Origin of the sequence: Nocardia arizonensis, from assembly GCF_001310275.1 — a bacterium.
Lineage (GTDB): Bacteria > Actinomycetota > Actinomycetes > Mycobacteriales > Mycobacteriaceae > Nocardia > Nocardia arizonensis.
On record NZ_LGYZ01000048.1, the window covers coordinates 129,638 to 146,867 of the forward strand.

General features: G+C 66.9%; 20 protein-coding genes and 1 pseudogene. 10 read left to right on the forward strand and 11 right to left on the reverse strand.

All coding sequences use genetic code 11. The annotated features are described in order from the left end of the window. The first annotated feature begins 307 nt into the window (after positions 1 to 307). Together APZ21_RS07815 and APZ21_RS36160 are read left to right on the forward strand one after the other, a co-directional pair. Positions 308 to 1,105, forward strand: a complete 798-nt coding sequence (locus APZ21_RS07815; RefSeq protein WP_054812545.1) for a group II truncated hemoglobin — start codon at positions 308 to 310, stop codon at positions 1,103 to 1,105. A gap of 92 nt (positions 1,106 to 1,197) precedes the next feature. Continuing rightward, a pseudogene (locus tag APZ21_RS36160) lies at positions 1,198 to 1,446 on the forward strand (DUF4158 domain-containing protein); the annotation flags it as partial. Positions 1,447 to 1,510: 64 nt separating this feature from the next. Here the strand turns inward: APZ21_RS36160 and APZ21_RS34690 are convergent. From APZ21_RS34690 to APZ21_RS07825, 5 genes are all read right to left on the reverse strand, one after another. Beyond that, the gene (locus APZ21_RS34690; protein WP_162240312.1) at positions 1,511 to 1,711 is read right to left on the reverse strand and encodes a hypothetical protein; all 201 of its coding nucleotides are present in this window, start codon (positions 1,709 to 1,711) and stop codon (positions 1,511 to 1,513) included. Between the two features lie 409 nt (positions 1,712 to 2,120). Continuing rightward, positions 2,121 to 2,357, reverse strand: a complete 237-nt coding sequence (locus tag APZ21_RS33820) for a hypothetical protein (protein WP_156370825.1) — start codon at positions 2,355 to 2,357, stop codon at positions 2,121 to 2,123. 395 nt (positions 2,358 to 2,752) lie between these two features. Beyond that, positions 2,753 to 3,178 (reverse strand): hypothetical protein, encoded by a 426-nt coding sequence (locus APZ21_RS33830; protein WP_156370827.1) that lies wholly within the window; start codon positions 3,176 to 3,178, stop codon positions 2,753 to 2,755. 342 nt (positions 3,179 to 3,520) lie between these two features. Continuing rightward, complete coding sequence (locus tag APZ21_RS07820) at positions 3,521 to 4,156, reverse strand: response regulator (RefSeq protein WP_054812546.1); 636 nt, start codon at positions 4,154 to 4,156, stop codon at positions 3,521 to 3,523. Then, positions 4,153 to 5,346: a sensor histidine kinase gene (locus tag APZ21_RS07825; RefSeq protein WP_054812547.1), complete on the reverse strand. Its 1,194-nt coding sequence runs from the start codon at positions 5,344 to 5,346 to the stop codon at positions 4,153 to 4,155. Before APZ21_RS07825 ends, APZ21_RS07820 begins: the two co-directional genes overlap by 4 nt. A gap of 148 nt (positions 5,347 to 5,494) precedes the next feature. On the opposite strand from APZ21_RS07825, the gene APZ21_RS07830 reads away from it, so the two are divergent. From APZ21_RS07830 to APZ21_RS07840, 3 genes are all read left to right on the forward strand, one after another. Continuing rightward, the gene (locus APZ21_RS07830) at positions 5,495 to 6,592 is read left to right on the forward strand and encodes an ABC transporter permease (protein WP_239476537.1); all 1,098 of its coding nucleotides are present in this window, start codon (positions 5,495 to 5,497) and stop codon (positions 6,590 to 6,592) included. After that, positions 6,589 to 7,308, forward strand: coding sequence for an ABC transporter ATP-binding protein (locus APZ21_RS07835; RefSeq protein WP_054812549.1), 720 nt, complete (start codon positions 6,589 to 6,591; stop codon positions 7,306 to 7,308). Before APZ21_RS07830 ends, APZ21_RS07835 begins: the two co-directional genes overlap by 4 nt. 202 nt (positions 7,309 to 7,510) lie before the next feature. After that, positions 7,511 to 7,816, forward strand: a complete 306-nt coding sequence (locus APZ21_RS07840) for an Rv3488 family transcriptional regulator (protein ID WP_054812550.1) — start codon at positions 7,511 to 7,513, stop codon at positions 7,814 to 7,816. Between the two features lie 20 nt (positions 7,817 to 7,836). Here APZ21_RS07840 and APZ21_RS07845 read toward each other — a convergent pair whose 3' ends face one another. Both APZ21_RS07845 and APZ21_RS07850 read right to left on the reverse strand, forming a co-directional pair. Continuing rightward, complete coding sequence (locus tag APZ21_RS07845; RefSeq protein WP_054812551.1) at positions 7,837 to 9,114, reverse strand: APC family permease; 1,278 nt, start codon at positions 9,112 to 9,114, stop codon at positions 7,837 to 7,839. Between the two features lie 170 nt (positions 9,115 to 9,284). Continuing rightward, entirely contained in the window at positions 9,285 to 10,223 is a 939-nt protein-coding gene (locus APZ21_RS07850; protein WP_054812552.1) for a coiled-coil domain-containing protein, read from the reverse strand. A gap of 1,128 nt (positions 10,224 to 11,351) precedes the next feature. On the opposite strand from APZ21_RS07850, the gene rox reads away from it, so the two are divergent. Then, positions 11,352 to 12,776 carry a rifampin monooxygenase gene (gene rox / locus APZ21_RS07855; protein ID WP_204249064.1) on the forward strand — a complete coding sequence of 475 codons (1,425 nt, stop codon included), beginning with the start codon at positions 11,352 to 11,354 and terminating at the stop codon, positions 12,774 to 12,776. A 245-nt stretch (positions 12,777 to 13,021) separates the two neighbouring features. On the opposite strand, the gene APZ21_RS07860 is transcribed toward rox, so the two are convergent. Next, positions 13,022 to 13,318 (reverse strand): hypothetical protein, encoded by a 297-nt coding sequence (locus APZ21_RS07860; RefSeq protein WP_156370829.1) that lies wholly within the window; start codon positions 13,316 to 13,318, stop codon positions 13,022 to 13,024. A 313-nt stretch (positions 13,319 to 13,631) separates the two neighbouring features. Between APZ21_RS07860 and APZ21_RS07865 the strand changes: the two genes are divergently transcribed. The 3 genes from APZ21_RS07865 (at position 13,632) to APZ21_RS33840 (ending at position 14,639) form a co-directional block, all read left to right on the forward strand. Further along, complete coding sequence (locus APZ21_RS07865; RefSeq protein ID WP_054812555.1) at positions 13,632 to 13,826, forward strand: hypothetical protein; 195 nt, start codon at positions 13,632 to 13,634, stop codon at positions 13,824 to 13,826. A 102-nt stretch (positions 13,827 to 13,928) separates the two neighbouring features. Next, a complete protein-coding gene (locus tag APZ21_RS33835; protein ID WP_156370831.1) occupies positions 13,929 to 14,276 on the forward strand; it encodes a hypothetical protein in 348 nt (115 codons plus the stop codon). A 15-nt stretch (positions 14,277 to 14,291) separates the two neighbouring features. Then, the gene (locus tag APZ21_RS33840) at positions 14,292 to 14,639 is read left to right on the forward strand and encodes a hypothetical protein (RefSeq protein ID WP_156370833.1); all 348 of its coding nucleotides are present in this window, start codon (positions 14,292 to 14,294) and stop codon (positions 14,637 to 14,639) included. A gap of 19 nt (positions 14,640 to 14,658) precedes the next feature. Here the strand turns inward: APZ21_RS33840 and APZ21_RS07870 are convergent, their stop codons facing one another. The 3 genes from APZ21_RS07870 to APZ21_RS07880 are packed head-to-tail and all read right to left on the reverse strand — an operon-like array spanning position 14,659 to position 16,358. After that, complete coding sequence (locus APZ21_RS07870) at positions 14,659 to 14,916, reverse strand: hypothetical protein (RefSeq protein WP_156370835.1); 258 nt, start codon at positions 14,914 to 14,916, stop codon at positions 14,659 to 14,661. A gap of 10 nt (positions 14,917 to 14,926) precedes the next feature. Further along, positions 14,927 to 15,712, reverse strand: a complete 786-nt coding sequence (locus APZ21_RS07875) for a hypothetical protein (protein WP_054812557.1) — start codon at positions 15,710 to 15,712, stop codon at positions 14,927 to 14,929. Positions 15,713 to 15,731: 19 nt separating this feature from the next. After that, complete coding sequence (locus tag APZ21_RS07880; protein ID WP_054812558.1) at positions 15,732 to 16,358, reverse strand: TetR/AcrR family transcriptional regulator; 627 nt, start codon at positions 16,356 to 16,358, stop codon at positions 15,732 to 15,734. Between the two features lie 90 nt (positions 16,359 to 16,448). Between APZ21_RS07880 and APZ21_RS07885 the strand changes: the two genes are divergently transcribed. After that, a complete protein-coding gene (locus APZ21_RS07885) occupies positions 16,449 to 16,979 on the forward strand; it encodes an ester cyclase (protein WP_054812559.1) in 531 nt (176 codons plus the stop codon). Positions 16,980 to 17,230 lie beyond the last annotated feature (251 nt).

A 17,230-nucleotide genomic window follows, 5' to 3' on the forward strand; every position in this document is an offset into this window, starting at 1 on the left:
GCAGCGGCGATGCCTTCGCGTTGGCGGATGAGGGCGCGTTCGAAACCCCAACCACGGCAACGTGCACAACGCGATCGCCAACCCAACCGATCCGCCGGACTCAATGAAGAACCCGGAACAACTCCTCCCGCCCGAGATTCGGCCGATGCTGAGGCTATCCGGATTACTGCCGGAACCCCGAGGCGCGGCCCTTCGAACCCATTGCGGGCACACGAGTTCGTGCCGTGCCGTCAGCGCTCGCGCGGCGGCGCGATGCGTTCTCCGTGGGCGAAACCCACGCCGCCGCACGATGATTACAGTGTTACACGTGATAGTCGAATACATCCGATATCGAATCGCGCGGCACGACGCCACCGACTTCGAAGCCGCCTACGGTCGTGCCGCCCGCGCGCTCGCCGCCGCGCCGCAGTGCGTCGACTACGAGTTGACGCGATGCACCGACGAGCCCGAATGCTACGTCCTGCGGATCTGCTGGACCTCGGTCGACGATCATCTGCGAGGCTTCCGCGGCGGCGAGCATTTCGCGGCATTCTTCACCGAGATCGAACCCTATGTACGGCAGATCGAGGAGATGCGGCACTACGAACGCACCGCCGTGTGCGGGACCGGCGCCTCGGTGCCCACCATGTATGAATGGCTGGGCGGCACAGCGGCGTTGGAACGTCTCACCGAGACCTTCTACACCCATGTGGCGGCCGACGACCTGGTCGGACCGTTGTTCGCGGGCATGGACCCCGACCATCCCCGCTACGTGGCGATGTGGCTGGCCGAAGTGTTCGGCGGCCCGTCGCGCTATACCGACGAACGCGGCGGCTACCACAACATGCTGGTCCATCACCTCGGCAAGGCCATTACCGAACAACAGCGCCGGCGTTGGGTGTCGCTGCTGCTCGACTCCGCCGACGAGGTCGGTCTGCCCGCCGACCCGGAGTTCCGCGCCGCGTTCGTCGGCTACATCGAATGGGGCACCCGCCTCGCGCTCGCGAACTCCCGACCCGACGCCGATCCACCCACCCAGGCCCCGGTCCCGCACTGGGGCTGGGGCGTCGCCCCGCCCTACTGGGGTCCCGGTAGTAATCGCCGAAAATCAACGGATATGGCGTAACCCCTGATCGGGGGTGATTGTGCTGCGGGTGGGGCTGGTTGCCGGTTTGCCGTGCTGACGATGGAGTTCGTCGGTGTGGTGGAGGGTTCTTCGTGGCGACACGGATGTTCGCGGATGAGGAGCTGGCGCGTCTGCGGGAGTTTCCGGAGATCAGTCGGGAGGAGTTGTTCCGGTTCTTACGCTGAGTCCGGCGGATGTGGCGTTCGTCGATCAGGGTCGGGGGCGTGGTCCGGCGGATCGGTTGGTTGTGCACGTTGCCGTGGTTGGGGTTCGTGCCGGACAGGGTGTCGGGGGCGCCGCCGGTGGCGGGGGCGCGGCCGGCCGAGCCAGTTGGGGTGGATGCGGCCGATATCGCTATCGAGCGCGCTTGTACGGCGGGTTCACTATTCGTGTGGTTTGTCGAGGTCAGCCTGTTTGTACCGGCAGCCGGTGGTGGCAACGCAGTACCGCAGCTTTCAGCGTGCCGAAGCGCAGCGTATTTCCGTCCTTGCTGATGAATGTCACATCGTGGTCGCCTAGACGGTGGATCGCCATATTAGCTGAGTTGCTCTTATCGCGCGATGAAATCCACAGCGGTCTCGACGTTGCCAGGCTGCATTCCGGCATCAGTCAAGACCTTGAAGTCACATCTGCTTCGCAGCTTGTACCAGCGCCCCTGTCAATCCGAACACTTGAGTGCAACAGATAGTCGGGCGGAATATCCGAATGACTGTCCGAATACCCTGAAATGCCACCTATCGTGGTACGGCAACTTATTGAACCGTAGACGACGCGCTGAGTCGCTGGAGTAAGCTTCAGCGCCCAAGCGAAAGTGCTGGTGCCATAATCCATCTGCCCCGTGAAATCGGGCGACGCCATTTTCGTATTCCCGATAGGGTGAGCTCGTTTGTATATTCCAAGTCCGCCGGATTAGGTGCTGCTTGGGCTGATCCAGAATAGGCCGATAGCATGACCGCCGTCGAGATCAACGTCAAAAATAGCTTATTAATTTGTTGCCCCCGCGTTGAAATTCTGTCTAGGCTTCGACCCAGGTTATAAGCACAGCGCGTCGATCGTGTGAATCTTGCTGGGCGAACTCGTAGTCGACATAAACAATATCGCCGATATTGATGTTGTCGAAACTTCTTCCGCGCAAAGAATCCAGGCCGAACCAGATGTGGTCACCAGCCGTTGATTCCACGATCCCAGTCGCGCGTTTCCTGTTCCAACGCCAGATTGTGCCGCGCGCCGTGCGTACCCCCTCAGTCTGCATACGCCGAAGAATACAGCGTTGGCACACCCAACGCAATCCCTCTCAAATGGGCCTGTAAATTGCTCCTCTGTCAAGTGGTAGCGGGTGTTTCGGTGGGTTCCGAGGCGAGGTCGGCGAGCATGGCTCGGTAGACAACGTCGGAGAGTCGGCGTTTGAGGATGCGTAGGGCTTCCATGCCGCGTTCGCCTTGTGCTCTGCGTCGTCAAGCATCGCTCGTCGTCGGGGCGGCAGCGTGCCGCCGAGGAGCTCCGTTGCTGCGGTGCTGACATCACGCACTAACCCAAATGAACAAACTCGGGAGATAGAGCAGAAGATCCGCTGTCCGAAATCCTTCCGGCTCCTCGGTTGCAGTCCGACCGAACGTTTCAGCAACGTCCTGCGCCTACGCGCGGTTGTCAGCTCACACTCATCCCCTGCTCTGGCCAGGCGTTCGATTCACCGTAAACGGCATTGATTTTGCGAGAGGCTTTGAAGAAATGGTAGTCGGCGTTGCCGTCATCCGGCAGGGATCTACACGAAACCTTGTTCATCGTCAATGTGCGCGCCATATCGCTAGCCTCTCTGCCGAACCTGTACACGACTTCGTCAGCACCTTCGGAGACTTTCGAAAAATATACGATCGATGCCATTCTCACCACTCGCTTTCGCCATTCGCTCGTGCCCGATGGACAGTGGAAAGAACCCTTAGGATCGAGATCCCCGAGCGCGGGATCAGCCGCAGCGATTTGGTGCGCGGCGACCGTGGATTCGGCCGTGAGTGCGCGCCGGTGCCGCGATTGCGGCATGGTTCGCGCCGAACCAGTTCCTGGAGTGTTGTTCACCAGGAGAAGGTAGCCGTAGTGCGGTTTTCTCGCATCCGGATATCGGAGCTGAGGTCCGGCCGGCGGACGTGATCCCGGCGTTCCTGGACACGATCGGCCCGAGGAACACCGGTCGCGGCTACGCTCACGTCGCCGTGAATCACCAGCTGGGTAGCACATTTCCGCCGGTCCGCTCAAGCGTGATTCTTTCTCGCGGATACACCTCCCCCGGATCCACGCGGTCGCTCGCCGTATCCGCCGCGATCTCGCCTCGCTGCTCGGATCCGGAACCTATCACCGCTACTTATTAAATACCGGCCCTCCTGCTCGCCGGCCTGAAGTGGCATTCGATAACTGAGAAAGTTAGCGGCGGATGAAGCCGAGATCGGTGGCAGTCGCGATCGCCGCGGTACGCGAGTCCACGCCGAGTTTGGTGTAGACGCGGGCGAGATGGGATTTGACGGTGCCTTCGGTGAGGTGGAGCCGCCGGCCGATGGCCTGGTTGGACAGTCCCTCGGCCACGAGGGACAGGACTTCGGTTTCGCGGCGGGTGAGGGCGGCGCCGGGGGTGCGCAGCCGGTTCACGAGTCGGTCGGCGACCGTGGGGGCGAGGGTGGTCCGTCCCGCGGCGGCGGTGCGCACGGCGGCGGCCAGTTCCTCGGGTGAGGTGTCCTTGAGGAGGTATCCGGTGGCGCCCGCTTCGATGGCGGGAAGGGTGTCGGCGTCGGAATCGTAGGTGGTGACGATCAGGACGCGGGGCGCGTCGGATTGCGCGGTGATCCGGGCGGTGGCCTCGGCGCCGTTCATGCCCTTGCCGAATTGCAGATCCATCAGGACCACGTCGATGTCGCCCGCGGCGGCGCGGGTGACTGCGTCCTCGGCGGTGGCCGCCTCGGCGACCACTTCGAGTCCGGCTTCGGTTTCCAGCACCGCGCGCAGACCGGCCCGCACCACGTGGTGATCGTCGGCCACGAGCAGACGGATGGGGTCGGCGGTCACGGCCGCCCCTTGGTGCGGGCGAGCCGGGCGGTCAGAGCGGTGCCGCGCCCGGGGGCGGATTCGACGGTCAGGGTGCCGCCGAGTGCGGTGACGCGGGTTCGCATCGCGTCCAGGCCGAATCCGCCGTTCTCGGGATCGGGGGCGGGCAGGTGGTCTGGGGCGAATCCGCATCCGTTGTCGACGATGTCGAGGGTGACGTGGTCATCGAGGTAGCCGAGGGTGACGTCGGCGGTGGTGGCGTCGGCGTGGCGGACGGTGTTGGCGAGTCCGGATTGCGCCACGCGCAGCAACGCGACCTCGTGTGCGGTCGGCAGCGGTGCGGGGTCGCCGGTGAGGTGGAAACGCGCGGTGAGCGCGTGACGTTTCGCGGTGGTGGCGCAGAGGCGTCGGAGTGCGTCGGGCAGGCTGGTGTCCTCGAGCGCCGGCGGGGTGAGCGCGGCGACGAAGCGGCGGGCTTCGGCGAGGTTGTCGACGGCGGCGTGGCGGGCCTGTTCGACGTGGCGGGCCGCGGTGTCGGGCGAGTCGGGCAGATTCCGTTCGGCGGCGCGCAGCAGCAGTTGAATACTGGACAGGCCCTGGGCGAGGGTGTCGTGGATCTCGCGGGCGAGGCGTTCGCGTTCGGCGAGGACACCGGCGGTGTGCTGCGCCGCGGCCAGATCGGCGCGGGTGGCGGTGAGTTCTTCGATCAGGCGACGTCGCTGTTCGCTTTCCCGATACAGCGCCCGATATCCCCACACCACGGTCACCGCCACCGCCGCGCCGAGCGCGGGTCCGATGGCCATGGCCACGGCGAAGGCGCCCCGGTGGGCGGCGAATCCCACGATGGCGATCACCGCTGTCATCGTGACCGCGACCAGTCCGGTCCGGCGCGGCAGCAGGTGGAGTTGAAGAAAATACAGCGGGAACGCCAGCCACACACCGACGTCGGACAGACAGAGCAGAACCAGCCAGCACACGCTGACCGCGGCCAACCACGGCACCGCCGCCCGACGGTGGCTGCTCACGCCCGGTAGTACCGACCCCGCCGCATACACCAGGGCGAACGCGACAGCCGCGGCGACGACACCGCCCGCATGCGGCGGACGGTCGACGACGGCGCGCCCGGCGGCGAGGCCGAGCAGGCCGAAGACCAGCAGATGCAGGCACGCGGCCAGAATCCGGGTGGTGGGGGTCGAGGCGGCGGTGTTCACGGTCCTTCCAGCCTAGGCAGTAGCGCCCCGCGGAACCTCCATCGAAAGTTACAGATGCCGCGCCGCCTTTCGATGCGTCGAGTGCCGTCCTGCGTCAGATGCCATCGCGGTGGTTCGCGACGACGGTGGAGACGTACCGATTCCATCTGTGAGAGGCAGGCTCGTGTTCGTCGCCTGGAGAGACCTGAGATTCGCCAAGGGGCGCTTCGCCCTCATGGGCGCCGTCATAGTGCTGATTACGCTGCTGGTCGGGCTGCTTTCGGGGCTCACCGCCGGGCTGAGCAGGCAGAATGTCGCCGGGATAACCGGTCTGCCCGCGGACCGGATCGCATTCGGCGCCACCGACGCGGCGCTGTCGTACTCGAATTCCACCGTCACCGAGAAGCAGTGGCGACGATGGGCCGACTCGCCCGGCGTCACCCGGGCCGAACCGCTGGGCATCACCACCACGAAGGCCACCGCGGGCGCCGAGAGCATCGGCGCGTCCGTCTTCGGCGTGCGGTCCGGCTCCACGCTCGCCCCCGACGGCGACCGGATCGATGACCAGTCGGCGGTCCTGTCCGGCACCGCGGCCCACGACCTCGGTGTGGCGGTCGGCGACACCGTCACCGTGGCGGGACGCCGGCTCACCGTCGCGGCTGTGCGAGGAGAGGCATTCTTCAGCCACACCCCCGTCATCTGGACCAGCCTGCCGACGTGGCGCGCGATCGCGCCCCCGAGCGAGGTCAGCGACGAACCGACCGCCACCGTCATCGCGCTGACCACGACCGAAGGCGTGGACATCGAGGCGACCGATCGCGCCGCGGGCACCGAGACCGTCACCAAGAACGACTCACTGTCGGCCATCGGCTCCTACAGTTCCGAGAACGGCTCGCTGCAATTGATGCGCGGGTTCCTGTTCGCCATCTCCGCCCTGGTCATCGGCGCGTTCTTCACCGTGTGGACCATCCAGCGCACCGGCGATATCGCTGTGCTGAAAGCCCTCGGCGCCTCGACCGCGTACCTGCTCGGCGATGCGCTCGGCCAAGCGGTCGTCCTGCTGAGCGCGGGCACTCTCGTCGGTACCGGTGTCGCCGCCGGCGTCGGCGCCCTGATCTCGGGGAGTTCGATCCCGTTCCTGCTGACCCCCGCGAGCGTCCTGGCCCCGGCCGCCATCATGATCCTGCTCGGCGCGCTCGGGGCGGCCCTTTCGATCCGCCGCATCACCTCTGTCGACCCGCTGACCGCCCTGGGGAGCGCCCGATGACCCTCGACCTGTCCGACATCACCCTCACCTACCCCGACGGCGACCGCCGCCTCACCGCTCTCGACCGCGTCACCCTGCACGTGCCCGCGGGCAGCATGACGGCCGTCGTCGGTCCCTCCGGCTCCGGCAAATCCAGTCTCCTGGCCGTCGCCGCCACCCTCATCACTCCCGACTCCGGCACCGTCACCATCGACGCAACCGCGACGACCGGCATGACCCGCCGCGCCCTGACCGACCTGCGCCGCCGCAAGATCGGCATCGTCTTCCAGCAGCCCAATCTCATCGCCTCGCTCACCGCCGTCGAACAACTTCAAGTCATCGCCCGGATCGGCGGACAGTCCCCGTCCGCGGCGCATCCCCGCGCCATGGACCTGCTGGAGGCCGTCGGTATGGCCGACTACGCGAGCCGTCGACCTCATCAGTTGTCCGGCGGGCAACGCCAGCGCGTCAATATCGCGCGCGCACTCATGAACGACCCGACGGTCCTGCTGGTCGACGAACCCACCAGTGCGCTCGATCATGAACGAGGTGCGGCCGTGGTCGCGCTGATCTCCGAACTCACCCACCGCAATGCCACCGCGACGGTCCTGGTCACCCACGACCATGCCCACGCGAAGGTGGCCGACCGGATCGTCGAGGTCCACGACGGTCGCCTTCTCCAGCCCGCCTCGACCGGCTCGCTCGGCCTCGCCGAATCGTCGCCCGGTGGCCGGTGACCGCTTGGCACGACGGCCCGGCGGATCGGACAAACTCGACAAGTCCGAGCGGAGGAGCGCGATACCGCCCTGCGCACACCGTGTGATCGCACGCGGCGGGAGGTTTCTCAGGTCGCTGTCGCAGGCGGCTACCGTGGCGTTCCGCACGGGTAGAATCGGTTGCCGATATCGGTTTCGTCATACACGCGAGGGGCGGTGCGGGATGCGGGAGTTCCAGCGGGGGGCGGTGCGGCTGCACATCCTGCATCACGCGGCCCAGGAGGGCGTGCACGGTGCGTGGCTGACCACCGAGCTGGCGCAGCACGGCTACGACATCAGTCCGGGCACCCTGTATCCGACGTTGCATCGGCTCGAAGCCGATGGGCTGCTGACCTCGGAGCAACAGGTGGTCGACGGCCGGGTGCGGCGAGTGTATCGGGCGACCCCGGACGGGCTGGCGGCGTTGGTAGCGGACCGCGAAGCGTTGGCGGAGTTGGCGCGGGAGGTACTCGGCGAGCACCCCGCCTGAGCGGCCCACCGTGGCAGGGCTCAGGCGGGGTGCTCACTGTGGGGTCGGGCGAGTCGCCGGCGCAGGAGGTAGACCAGCGCACCGGCGGCCAGGACCACCGTGCCGGACGCGACCGAGCTGAGAGGCAGGGCGAAGGCCAGGATCACGCATCCGGCGGCGCCGAGGACGGGAATCAGGCGGTGTGGTCGGCCTTCGTCGGGTGTGAGGGTCCAGGCCGAGGCGTTGGCGATGGCGTAGTAGGCCAGCACGCCGAAGGATGAGAACCCGATCGCGCCACGCACGTCGACGACAGCGGCGAGCACCGCCACGACCGCGCCGACGGCCAGCTCGGCACGGTGAGGTACCTGGAAACGCGGATGAACCGCCGCCAGCCCGTGGGGCAGGTGCCGGTCACGGGCCATCGCCAGGGTGGTGCGCGAGACGCCGAGGACCAGCGCCAGCAGCGACCCCAGGGCCGCGACCGCCGCACCGACGCGCACCACCGGCACCAGCGCCGGTACCCCGGCCGCACGCACGGTGTCAGCCAACGGGGCTGTGGCGGAACCCAATCCGTGTGGGCCGAGCATCACCAGGGCCGAGACGGCGACGGTGGCGTAGACCACGAGCGTGATGCCGAGCGCGATCGGTATCGCCCGCGGGATTGTGCGGGCCGGATCGCGTACTTCCTCGCCGAGAGTGGCGATGCGCGCGTACCCGGCGAAGGCGAAGAACAGCAGCCCGGCCGCCTGCAACACCCCGCGCACCGAGGCGTCGGCCCCGATCGCCAGGTGCCCGGAATCGGCGGCGGTGGAGGTGAGCGCGGCGACCACGACAGCGGCCAGCACGGCGAGCACGACCGCGACGATGATCCGGGTCAGCAGTGCCGATTTCTGCACGCCGCGATAGTTCACCGCGGTCAGCGCGACCACGGCCGCGACCGCGACCGCGTGCGCCTGCCCCGGCCACGCGTAGGCGCCGACGGTCAGGGCCATGGCCGCGCACGAGGCGGTCTTGCCGACCACGAACCCCCACCCGGCGAGGTACCCCCAGAACTCGCCCAGGCGTTCGCGCCCGTAGACATAGGTGCCGCCGGAGGCCGGATAGCGGGCGGCCAGTCGTGCCGAGGAGGTGGCATTGCAGTAGGCGACCACCGCCGCGACCGCCAACCCGATGAGCAGTCCTGACCCCGCCGCGGCGGCAGCGGGCGCGAGGGCGGCGAAGATGCCGGCTCCGATCATCGATCCGAGCCCGATCACCACCGCGTCCCCGACGCCGAGTCGCCGCCGCAACCGGGCATCGGGATGACTGGACGATGCCATGACGAAAGGCTCCTTGTCTGGCGGGGACCGGATACCGGCCACGATATCCGATATCGGTATCCGATATCACCCGCGCGGACAGGAGTTCACGCACCCGCCATGTGGGGTGTCGGCCGGGCGTGGAGGCCGCCTGTTCCAGCCGCGCGACGGATACGGTGATCGCCCGCTCGCTAGAGATCGCTCGCGGGTTCGGCGACGGGACGTTGGCGGGCGAGTAGGTCATCGAGTTGGCGTTCGGCACGTTCGGCGCGGGCGAGGGTTTGGCGGCGGGCGTCGTCGAGGGTGGCGAGGCGGTCGGCGGCCTCCCCGCGGGCCTGTTCGAGGGCTGCGGCGGACTCGGCGCGCAAGGCCGCGGCCGCGGCGGCGGCGTCGCGGCGGAGGTCGGCGGTCTCGGTGCGGGCGCGGTCGAGTTCGTCTCGGAGACGGCGGAGTTCCTCGCGGGACTCGGTGAGCGCTCGATCGCGGTCCGCGACTGCCTGTTCGGCGCGGTCGATGGCGCGTTCGGCGGCGGCGGCGCGTTGGACCGCGAGGTCGCGTTCGGCGGCGGCGGCATTGAGTTGTTGGGTGGTTTCTCGACGTATCTGTTCGATTTCGGCGGCGGACGTGCGCCGGGCGGCCTCGACATCTTCGGTGGCCTGCTGCCGCGCGCGTTCTATGTCCTCCGCGGCTTCTCGCCGTGCCGCGCGTATCTCGGCTTCGGCGGTGCTGCGGGCCGCGAAGACATCGTCGGCCGCCTGGGTGGTGACGCGTTCGACTTCTCGCAGGGCGTCGTCTCGCGCGGCGCGCGCTTCGGCGACCGAGCTCTCCGCCTGCTCCGCGGCGGCGACAGCATCCTCCGCGACCGATTCGGCGACTCTGCGCGCGGCTTCGACCTCCCGGCGGGCCTGCTCGGCGGCCACGGTCGCGACCTCCGCCTCCGCGATTCGCCGGGCGGCGTCGGCTTGCACGGCTTGGACCTGCGTTTCGGCGATGGCGGGATCGGCCAGGGTCGACAGTTCGGCTACCGCGGCATTGAGATTGGCGCCCAATTGTTCGGCCAGCGTACGGAATTGGGTGAGCAGTTCATCGGCCCGAAGTCGGGCGACGGTCACCGGTCCGGGTGGTGTCACAGTGACGGTTTCGCTGCCATCCCCCGACTCCTGTTGTTGACGTTGCCGTTCCCGCCACGCGCGCCATCGGGTGTGCTCGGGGTGATCACAGTACTCCGAGGGCCGTCCGGGTCCGCCGCCGCGAACGACGGGGCGGACACATCCCGGGTAGTTACATACGCTCGACACTCGAAAATCGTAGCGTTACTTACGTTAGCAGCGACGTATCGACACGAAACGAAAGCCGCTGGGTTCGAACCGGTTCCGCCTGCTTGCGTGCGCGTTCTGACCTCCGATAAGTGAACATTATCGGCGGCCAGAAGGGAGCTCCGCGACTTCGGTGTCGAACGGGATACGTTTCGTTTGGTGGCAGCAAACCAAACATAATCACAACGAAACGGCGTTGTCGGCCGGTTGAGAGAACCCTGACGCCGCAGTCGATTACATCGCGTCGAGTGGGGGTGTGGAGCGGACCGAAATCGCGTTCTACGACTTCACCGGCCGAACCAGCAGGGAATCGCTGGGTTCCGGTGTGCGATGTGACCGACGCCGAGGAGTCCGTGGCGTAGCTGGTCGAGCACATCCCCCAGGTCGAGCGCAGCGGCCAGCGGGTGCGGGAGCACCTGTTGTCGCGATGGTGGAGCCACGAGCCACCGCAGCCGGGTGGATCGAGCGGATGGTGTGCTCGGTTTGCGCCGCGCCAGTGGGCGACCGGTGCCTCGGCCGCTGGTGCCTCGACGTCGCGTAGGCGATGGTCGGCGGTGACCGCCGACGACACGAACCCATCGACAGTCGGCCAAGGGGCTCGAGCGGCAACCCCGGTCCGGGGGTGGGTTCATGTGGCGCGGAAAAGGATTGGACAGGGTGATGTCAGGGCTTGTAGCTTGCAGTTGACCGTGACACCGCCCGAGGAGGTGAGACCCATGAACGCTGTATCGATGTGGGTGCTCCCCCTTCCGGTCACGGCCGGCGATTGACGTAGGTGTCGCCGGGAGCGCCTCGCCAACAAGGCACTCCCGAAAGGCAATACCTATGCCCTCTCCACAATTCACCGCCGAGCCACCGTCGGAAGACACGGTCGAGCGCGAGATCACCGTGGGCGACCGCTCCGCACTCCGGTCGTCGGCCTCCGACGCCGATCGCCCGCCCATGTTCGACGTGATCATCGCCGGATGCGGGCCGACCGGCGCGATGCTGGCCGCCGAATTGCGGCTACACGACGTACGTGTACTCGTTCTCGAGAAGGAAACCGAGCCCAAGTCGTTCATTCGCATAGTCGGTCTGCATATCCGCAGTATCGAGTTGATGGCAATGCGCGGACTGCTGGATCGTCTTCTCGAACACGGAAGACCGCGTCCGGCAGGCGGATTCTTCGCCGCCATCACCAAACCCGCGCCCGAGGGCCTGGATTCCGCGTACGCCTATCTGCTGGGCATCAAGCAGCCCGTTATCGAACGCCTGCTCGAGGAACATGCGGTCGAACTCGGTGCGCGGGTCCGGCACGGTTGCGCGGTGGCCGATTTCGAACAGGACGACGACGGTGTGACCGTCGAGCTGGCCGACGGTGAACAGCTGCGTGCCCGCTATCTCATCGGCTGTGACGGTGCACGCAGCACGGTGCGCAAACTACTCGGCATCGGCTTCCCCGGCGAGCCATCGCGGACCGACACGCTGATGGGCGAGATGGAAGTGGGTGTGCCGCAGGAAGAGATCACCGCCACGGTGGCCGCGATCCACCAGCCTCCTCGGCGATTCTGGCTCAGGCCATTCGGCGGAGGGGTCTACAGCGTCGTGGTCCCCGCCGCGGGAGTCGGCGATCGCGCGGAACCGCCGACCCTCGATGATTTCAGACAACAGCTGCGCGTCGTCGCCGGCACCGATTTCGGCGTGCACTCCCCGCGCTGGTTATCGCGCTTCGGAGATGCCACCCGGTTGGCCGAACGTTATCGGGTCGGGCGGGTGCTGCTGGCCGGCGACGCGGCACACATCCACCCGCCCACCGGCGGTCAGGGCCTCAACCTGGGCGTTCAAGACGCGTTCAACCTCGGCTGGAAACTGGCCGCACAGATCCGCGGCTGGGCGCCGGAAACCCTGCTGGACACCTATCATGCCGAACGCCATCCGGTCGCCGAAGACGTGTTGGACAACACCCGGGCTCAGATGGAGCTGCTGTCCACCGAACCAGGCCCGCAGGCCGTGCGCAGGCTGCTCACCGCACTGATGGACTTCGAGGAGGTGAACAGATATCTGATCGAGAAGATCACCGCGATCGACATCCGCTACGACTTCGGCCCGGGGCCCGACCTGCTCGGCCGCCGACTGCCCGACATCGACGTGAAACAAGGCCACCTCTACGACCGACTACGTCGGGGCCGCGGCCTGCTGCTGGACCGCACCGAACGCCTGACCGTCGGTGGCTGGTCGGACCGGGTCGACTACCTCGCAGATCCCAGCGCGGAACTCAGTGTTCCGTGCGTCCTGCTACGCCCCGACGGCCACGTGGCCTGGACCGGTGACGACCAGCAGGACCTGAACGTCCACCTCTCCCGCTGGTTCGGCAAGTCCGCCAACTGATTAGGCATCTGCCACCGAAAGTGGCCCACCGCGGATCGCGGACTCACGGGTGGGCCACTTTCGCTGCCGGCGCAGTGGTGTCCGGTAAGCCGAACGGCCGGCGGCACACCGCAGTTGCGAAACTCAAGCCGGCACCACCCGCCGCGGTCACCTCCGCCGCCATGTCGTGAAGCTGTCGGACGCCGAGGAGGCAGACCAGGGTTGCCATGATCGGACCTGTGACAGCGTCGGTGTCGATTCCGACCTCACAAGAGCCCACCTGCGGCAGTGGCGATCCGGTCGGCGAAGGAGTTGTCGGCAGCTTGCGTTGTCGATGCGCTCGCCTCGACGAGAGCGGCGACCGCCGCGCACCCCGCGGCCATCCGCGACAACGCATCTCCCGCGACGGAGCCCGCGTCGCAACAGGCTCGGGCGAGAACCGATCCTGGCAGCGCCGCGGTGAGCGCGGAAGTGTCGACCTGTGTCCGGATCGTGTCGATCTCGGCACCGATACCGCTCATCGCCTCGGCCAACGCCCGCAACTGCCCCGGATCCACCTGCATCCTGAAGTCCCCTCCCACCGCGATCGAGAAACAACATCGGACCCTGTGTACCGATCAGAGCCGGCAGCAACGCATTTCGGTCTGAAGCTGTATCGATGGTTCCGCCGTCCGCGCGGTTGTCTCTGCATGGTTGGCCGCGACCGTGACGCGACCGGTTCCCTCGGATCATCACAGTCGACTGTCGGATAGATCACAGCAGTTCCGGTGGAACCGATCCGCTCCCGACGCCGTCGAAGGGTGGTGAACGGTTCGCTTTCCGGATCGCTCGCTCACAGCGCGGAGCCTGTCGCGCGGACGCTCTGGGGGATTGCATATGAGGGGATTCGTCATCCCGGCCGCCTCGATACTGGCCGCGGTCGCATCCGCGGCAGCGATCGCCGCACCCGCCGCCCAGGCGGCGCCGGCGGTGAACTGCGAGTACAGCGAATACATCATCGGACACCCCGGCATGCACTACACCTGCTACATCCACCACAAGGACGGAACGGTGGAGACCATCTACACGTAGGGGGACCATCCCGCCTTCGCGCACCACCGCAGCCCGATCCGGCGTCGACGTGAAACCGACACAGGTCATCGGGACGGCATCGAAATACTTTGGGGGGGCAACATGAATGAGCGACATCCACTGAACAGTGCGAGTACCCGACTCATCGGGTGCTTCGTTGCGGCGAATCCAGAACCGGCGCAACACCCCCAACTGAAGGAAGAAGCAGCCACCGCGCAGAAGGCCGAAACCAGCACAACGTCCATGGGGGGATCCATGAAGAAATGGGCAGCACGTACCGCAGCCATGGCAGTCGCGGCGGCCGCGGTGTCAATGGCAGGCACAGGGCAAGCCGCCGCAATCACAGCACAATGGTGCGAGGATGAGGGCGGGATCGCCATCCTCGAGCAGAATGGCACGTGGACCTGCATCGGGGGCATCGGCAATGGTCTCCAGATATTGGACCGCTGAAAGGGACGCCGCTCTATGTCAGAACGTAACGAAACCACTACGACCATCACAGGTGCAGCTCCTTCGGTCGCCGCAGCCCTCAAACAGGCCGCGCAGATCGCTGCTGACCGAGGAAGGAACTGGTTCGGTGTCGAAGACCTTCTAGCAGCACTGCTCACCGCACAGTCGACCACTCCGCTGTCTCTGCACTGGCAGCGCCAGGAACGTGGTCCGCTGACCTACGACGAGTTGCGTGACTTCGCGGTTTCCCTTGTCCCCGGCTCCACACGATCCGTAGGAACACCGGCAGAACCAGCCACGGTCTCCTTCTCTGCCACCGGACCCAATGCCTCGGAATTCACAGCTTTGGTGGATCAGGCATAGGGCCGGAATCAACCGACGTTCAACCCGGGTCTGTTGGTAGAACGAGGCACGTCAGGCGCCTCGTTCTTCCTATGTCGCGCGGGTGGTCGGCGAACGCGGCGAGAGAAACCTGCTGTGGACCGCCGAAAGGCGAGGGGATCGTCCCCTCGAACCCGCCCCACAGGTCGATATAGCTCTGGAGGGTACGGCCGGTGTCTCGATAGTCTCCTGGTACGCCGAACCTGTTGGACGGATCCATGGCAGTGGCTTCGGCGAGGATTCTGATCTTCTCGGTCATACGCACCTCTCTACGAGCAGAGTTCGGGGTTACAGCGGACGATATACGTTGTAGCCGTGGCAGTTCTCCACGTAGTAGAGAGTGCCGTCGATCCACTCGGTGCCGACTCGACACCGGCGTCGGCGAGCGCGCGGCCGAGACGGCCACGATCTTCGGCGAAGGTGAGATCGTGCTCATCGGGGGTGGACCACGCGGTCTCACCGACGACGGCCTTGACCTCACCGGGCAACACCGAGCAGGACACGACATCGACCACACCGGCTACACGGCGGTGGATCGCGTCGGCCTCGGCGCGGGCCTGGGCGAGGTCGGCGTCGAACCCGGCGTCGATCCCGACCGACAAGCCCTCGACATCGACGAGCACACCCCATTCTCGGGCCAGCGCGCCGGTGAGATCCTCGACCACCTCGGCGGCGGTCGGGGACGCGTCCTTCCACAGCAGGGCCTGGGCCAGGCGGGCGACCTGCGCGTCACGGTTGTAGCCGACATCCTCGCCGAGAACGGCTTCCACGCGGGCGATCTCGGCCTCGATCTTCGCGGCGAACTCGTCGGCGGCCGCGGCGCTGTGACCGTTGGCGGCGTCCTCGGCGTCGAGGATCTGCTCACGCCGGTGCCGGGCCTGGTTTACCGCGACGACCGCGTGCAGGTGCGCGATGCGCTGCCCGTACCCGACCGGTGTCGCCATCGGATCGGTGGCGGTGACCGCCATGTCGTGCTGGACCTCCACCGAGAGGTTGGCGGCGTCGTGGGCGTAGGCGTCATAGACCGCACCGACCGCGCGGCCCACGGCGCTCACGTATTCGGTGACACGATCCTCACCGGCATCCGAGCAGGGCGTGACACAGGGCGTCGGTCAACCATGCGGTGACCTCCTCGGCGGTCCAGCCTCGGTCCAGCAAGAACCATCGGGGCTCGTTGGAGTTCAGCGCGCAGAGGATATCGGCGGCCTTGTCCACCTCGAGGTCCTCGCGCAGCCAGCCTGCGGCGTGCCAGTGCCGGACCCACATGGCGCTTCCCGTCCGGCGTTCCTGGTCGATCGTGCGGGCGAAGGACGACAGCGCGGCGTCGGTGTCCCGCGAGGCCAAGAGCACGCGCAGGAGCGGATCGACGCGTGTGGAGATCGTCTGGGCCAGCTTGGCGTACGAGGCGACGGCCTCGGCGGGGTCGGTGGCGTTGATCACCGCGAGCGCCTCCGGCCGCTGCGCGAGCGACACCTGCTCGTCGTCGCCGACCAGGGTCGTGTCGTACACCGCCTTCAGGAGTCCGGCTTTGCCGCCGAAGGTCTTGTAGATCGTCTCCTGCGACACCTCCGCCTCCTGGGCGACGTGCCGGACGGTGGTGCCGGTGAACCCGCGCTCCAGGAATGACTTGCGCCCCGCGACGAGTACGCGGGCTCGTGTGGCTCGGGCGGATGCGGTGCGAGCGCTGTTGTCGTAGGCCACATGATCTCCGGGTCGGTGAGGGGTTGCGCGGTATTTCGATACAGTCTACTGTACTAATTGATTCCAGTTCGCTGTATTGAAAGGTGTGGCATGTCCACTACTCTTTCGCGCATCGACCTCGCGGACTTCGCCGAACGCGCGATCCGCGCTGTCCTCGGTGGAACAGTCGCCGACCTCGCTGCGCTCATCCACCCCGATGCCGTCAACCGCGAGGCGATCGCCGAACCGCCCGTCACCCGAGGCGTCGGCCCCACGGCCTTCCACGGGACCGGCGAATGGCTCCGTGCGGCGTTCAGCGATCTCGCGTGGACCACCGAGCGCGACATCGTCGAGGACGACCTCGTCGTCACCTACGGGACGCTCTCGGGTCGCCAGACGGGCGACTTCGTCGTCTGGACCCCGGACGGCACCGTCGACCGCGCGTTCGCGCCAACCGGCAAGACCTTCGTCACTCGACAGGCCCACTTCCAGCGGATCGCCGACGGGCTCGTCATCGAGCACTGGGCGGTCCGCGACGACCAGGGCATGGCACTCCAGCTGGGCTGGATTCCACCCACCCCCGGTTTCCTGCTGCGCTCTCACCGAGCCACGAAGCGAGCTCGCCGAGCCGGCCGGGCCTGAACGCGAGCACGCCCGGCGATCCCCGGACGAGTACGGCACTTCGACAATGACGACCGGCTATCGCGGCCCGATGGCGCGATAGCCGGTGTCGGCGCGGCAGTTTCGTTCCCCACCGGCGCCCGCGCAGCACCGTATGGCGATACGGGGGCCGAGGTGATAACCACGCAGAAACAATGAAGTTCGAGTAGCCGCCGGTCAGCGTTTCCGAAGCGGCCGGTCAATTCCCGCATCGCCGCCACCGTTTTCGGCGG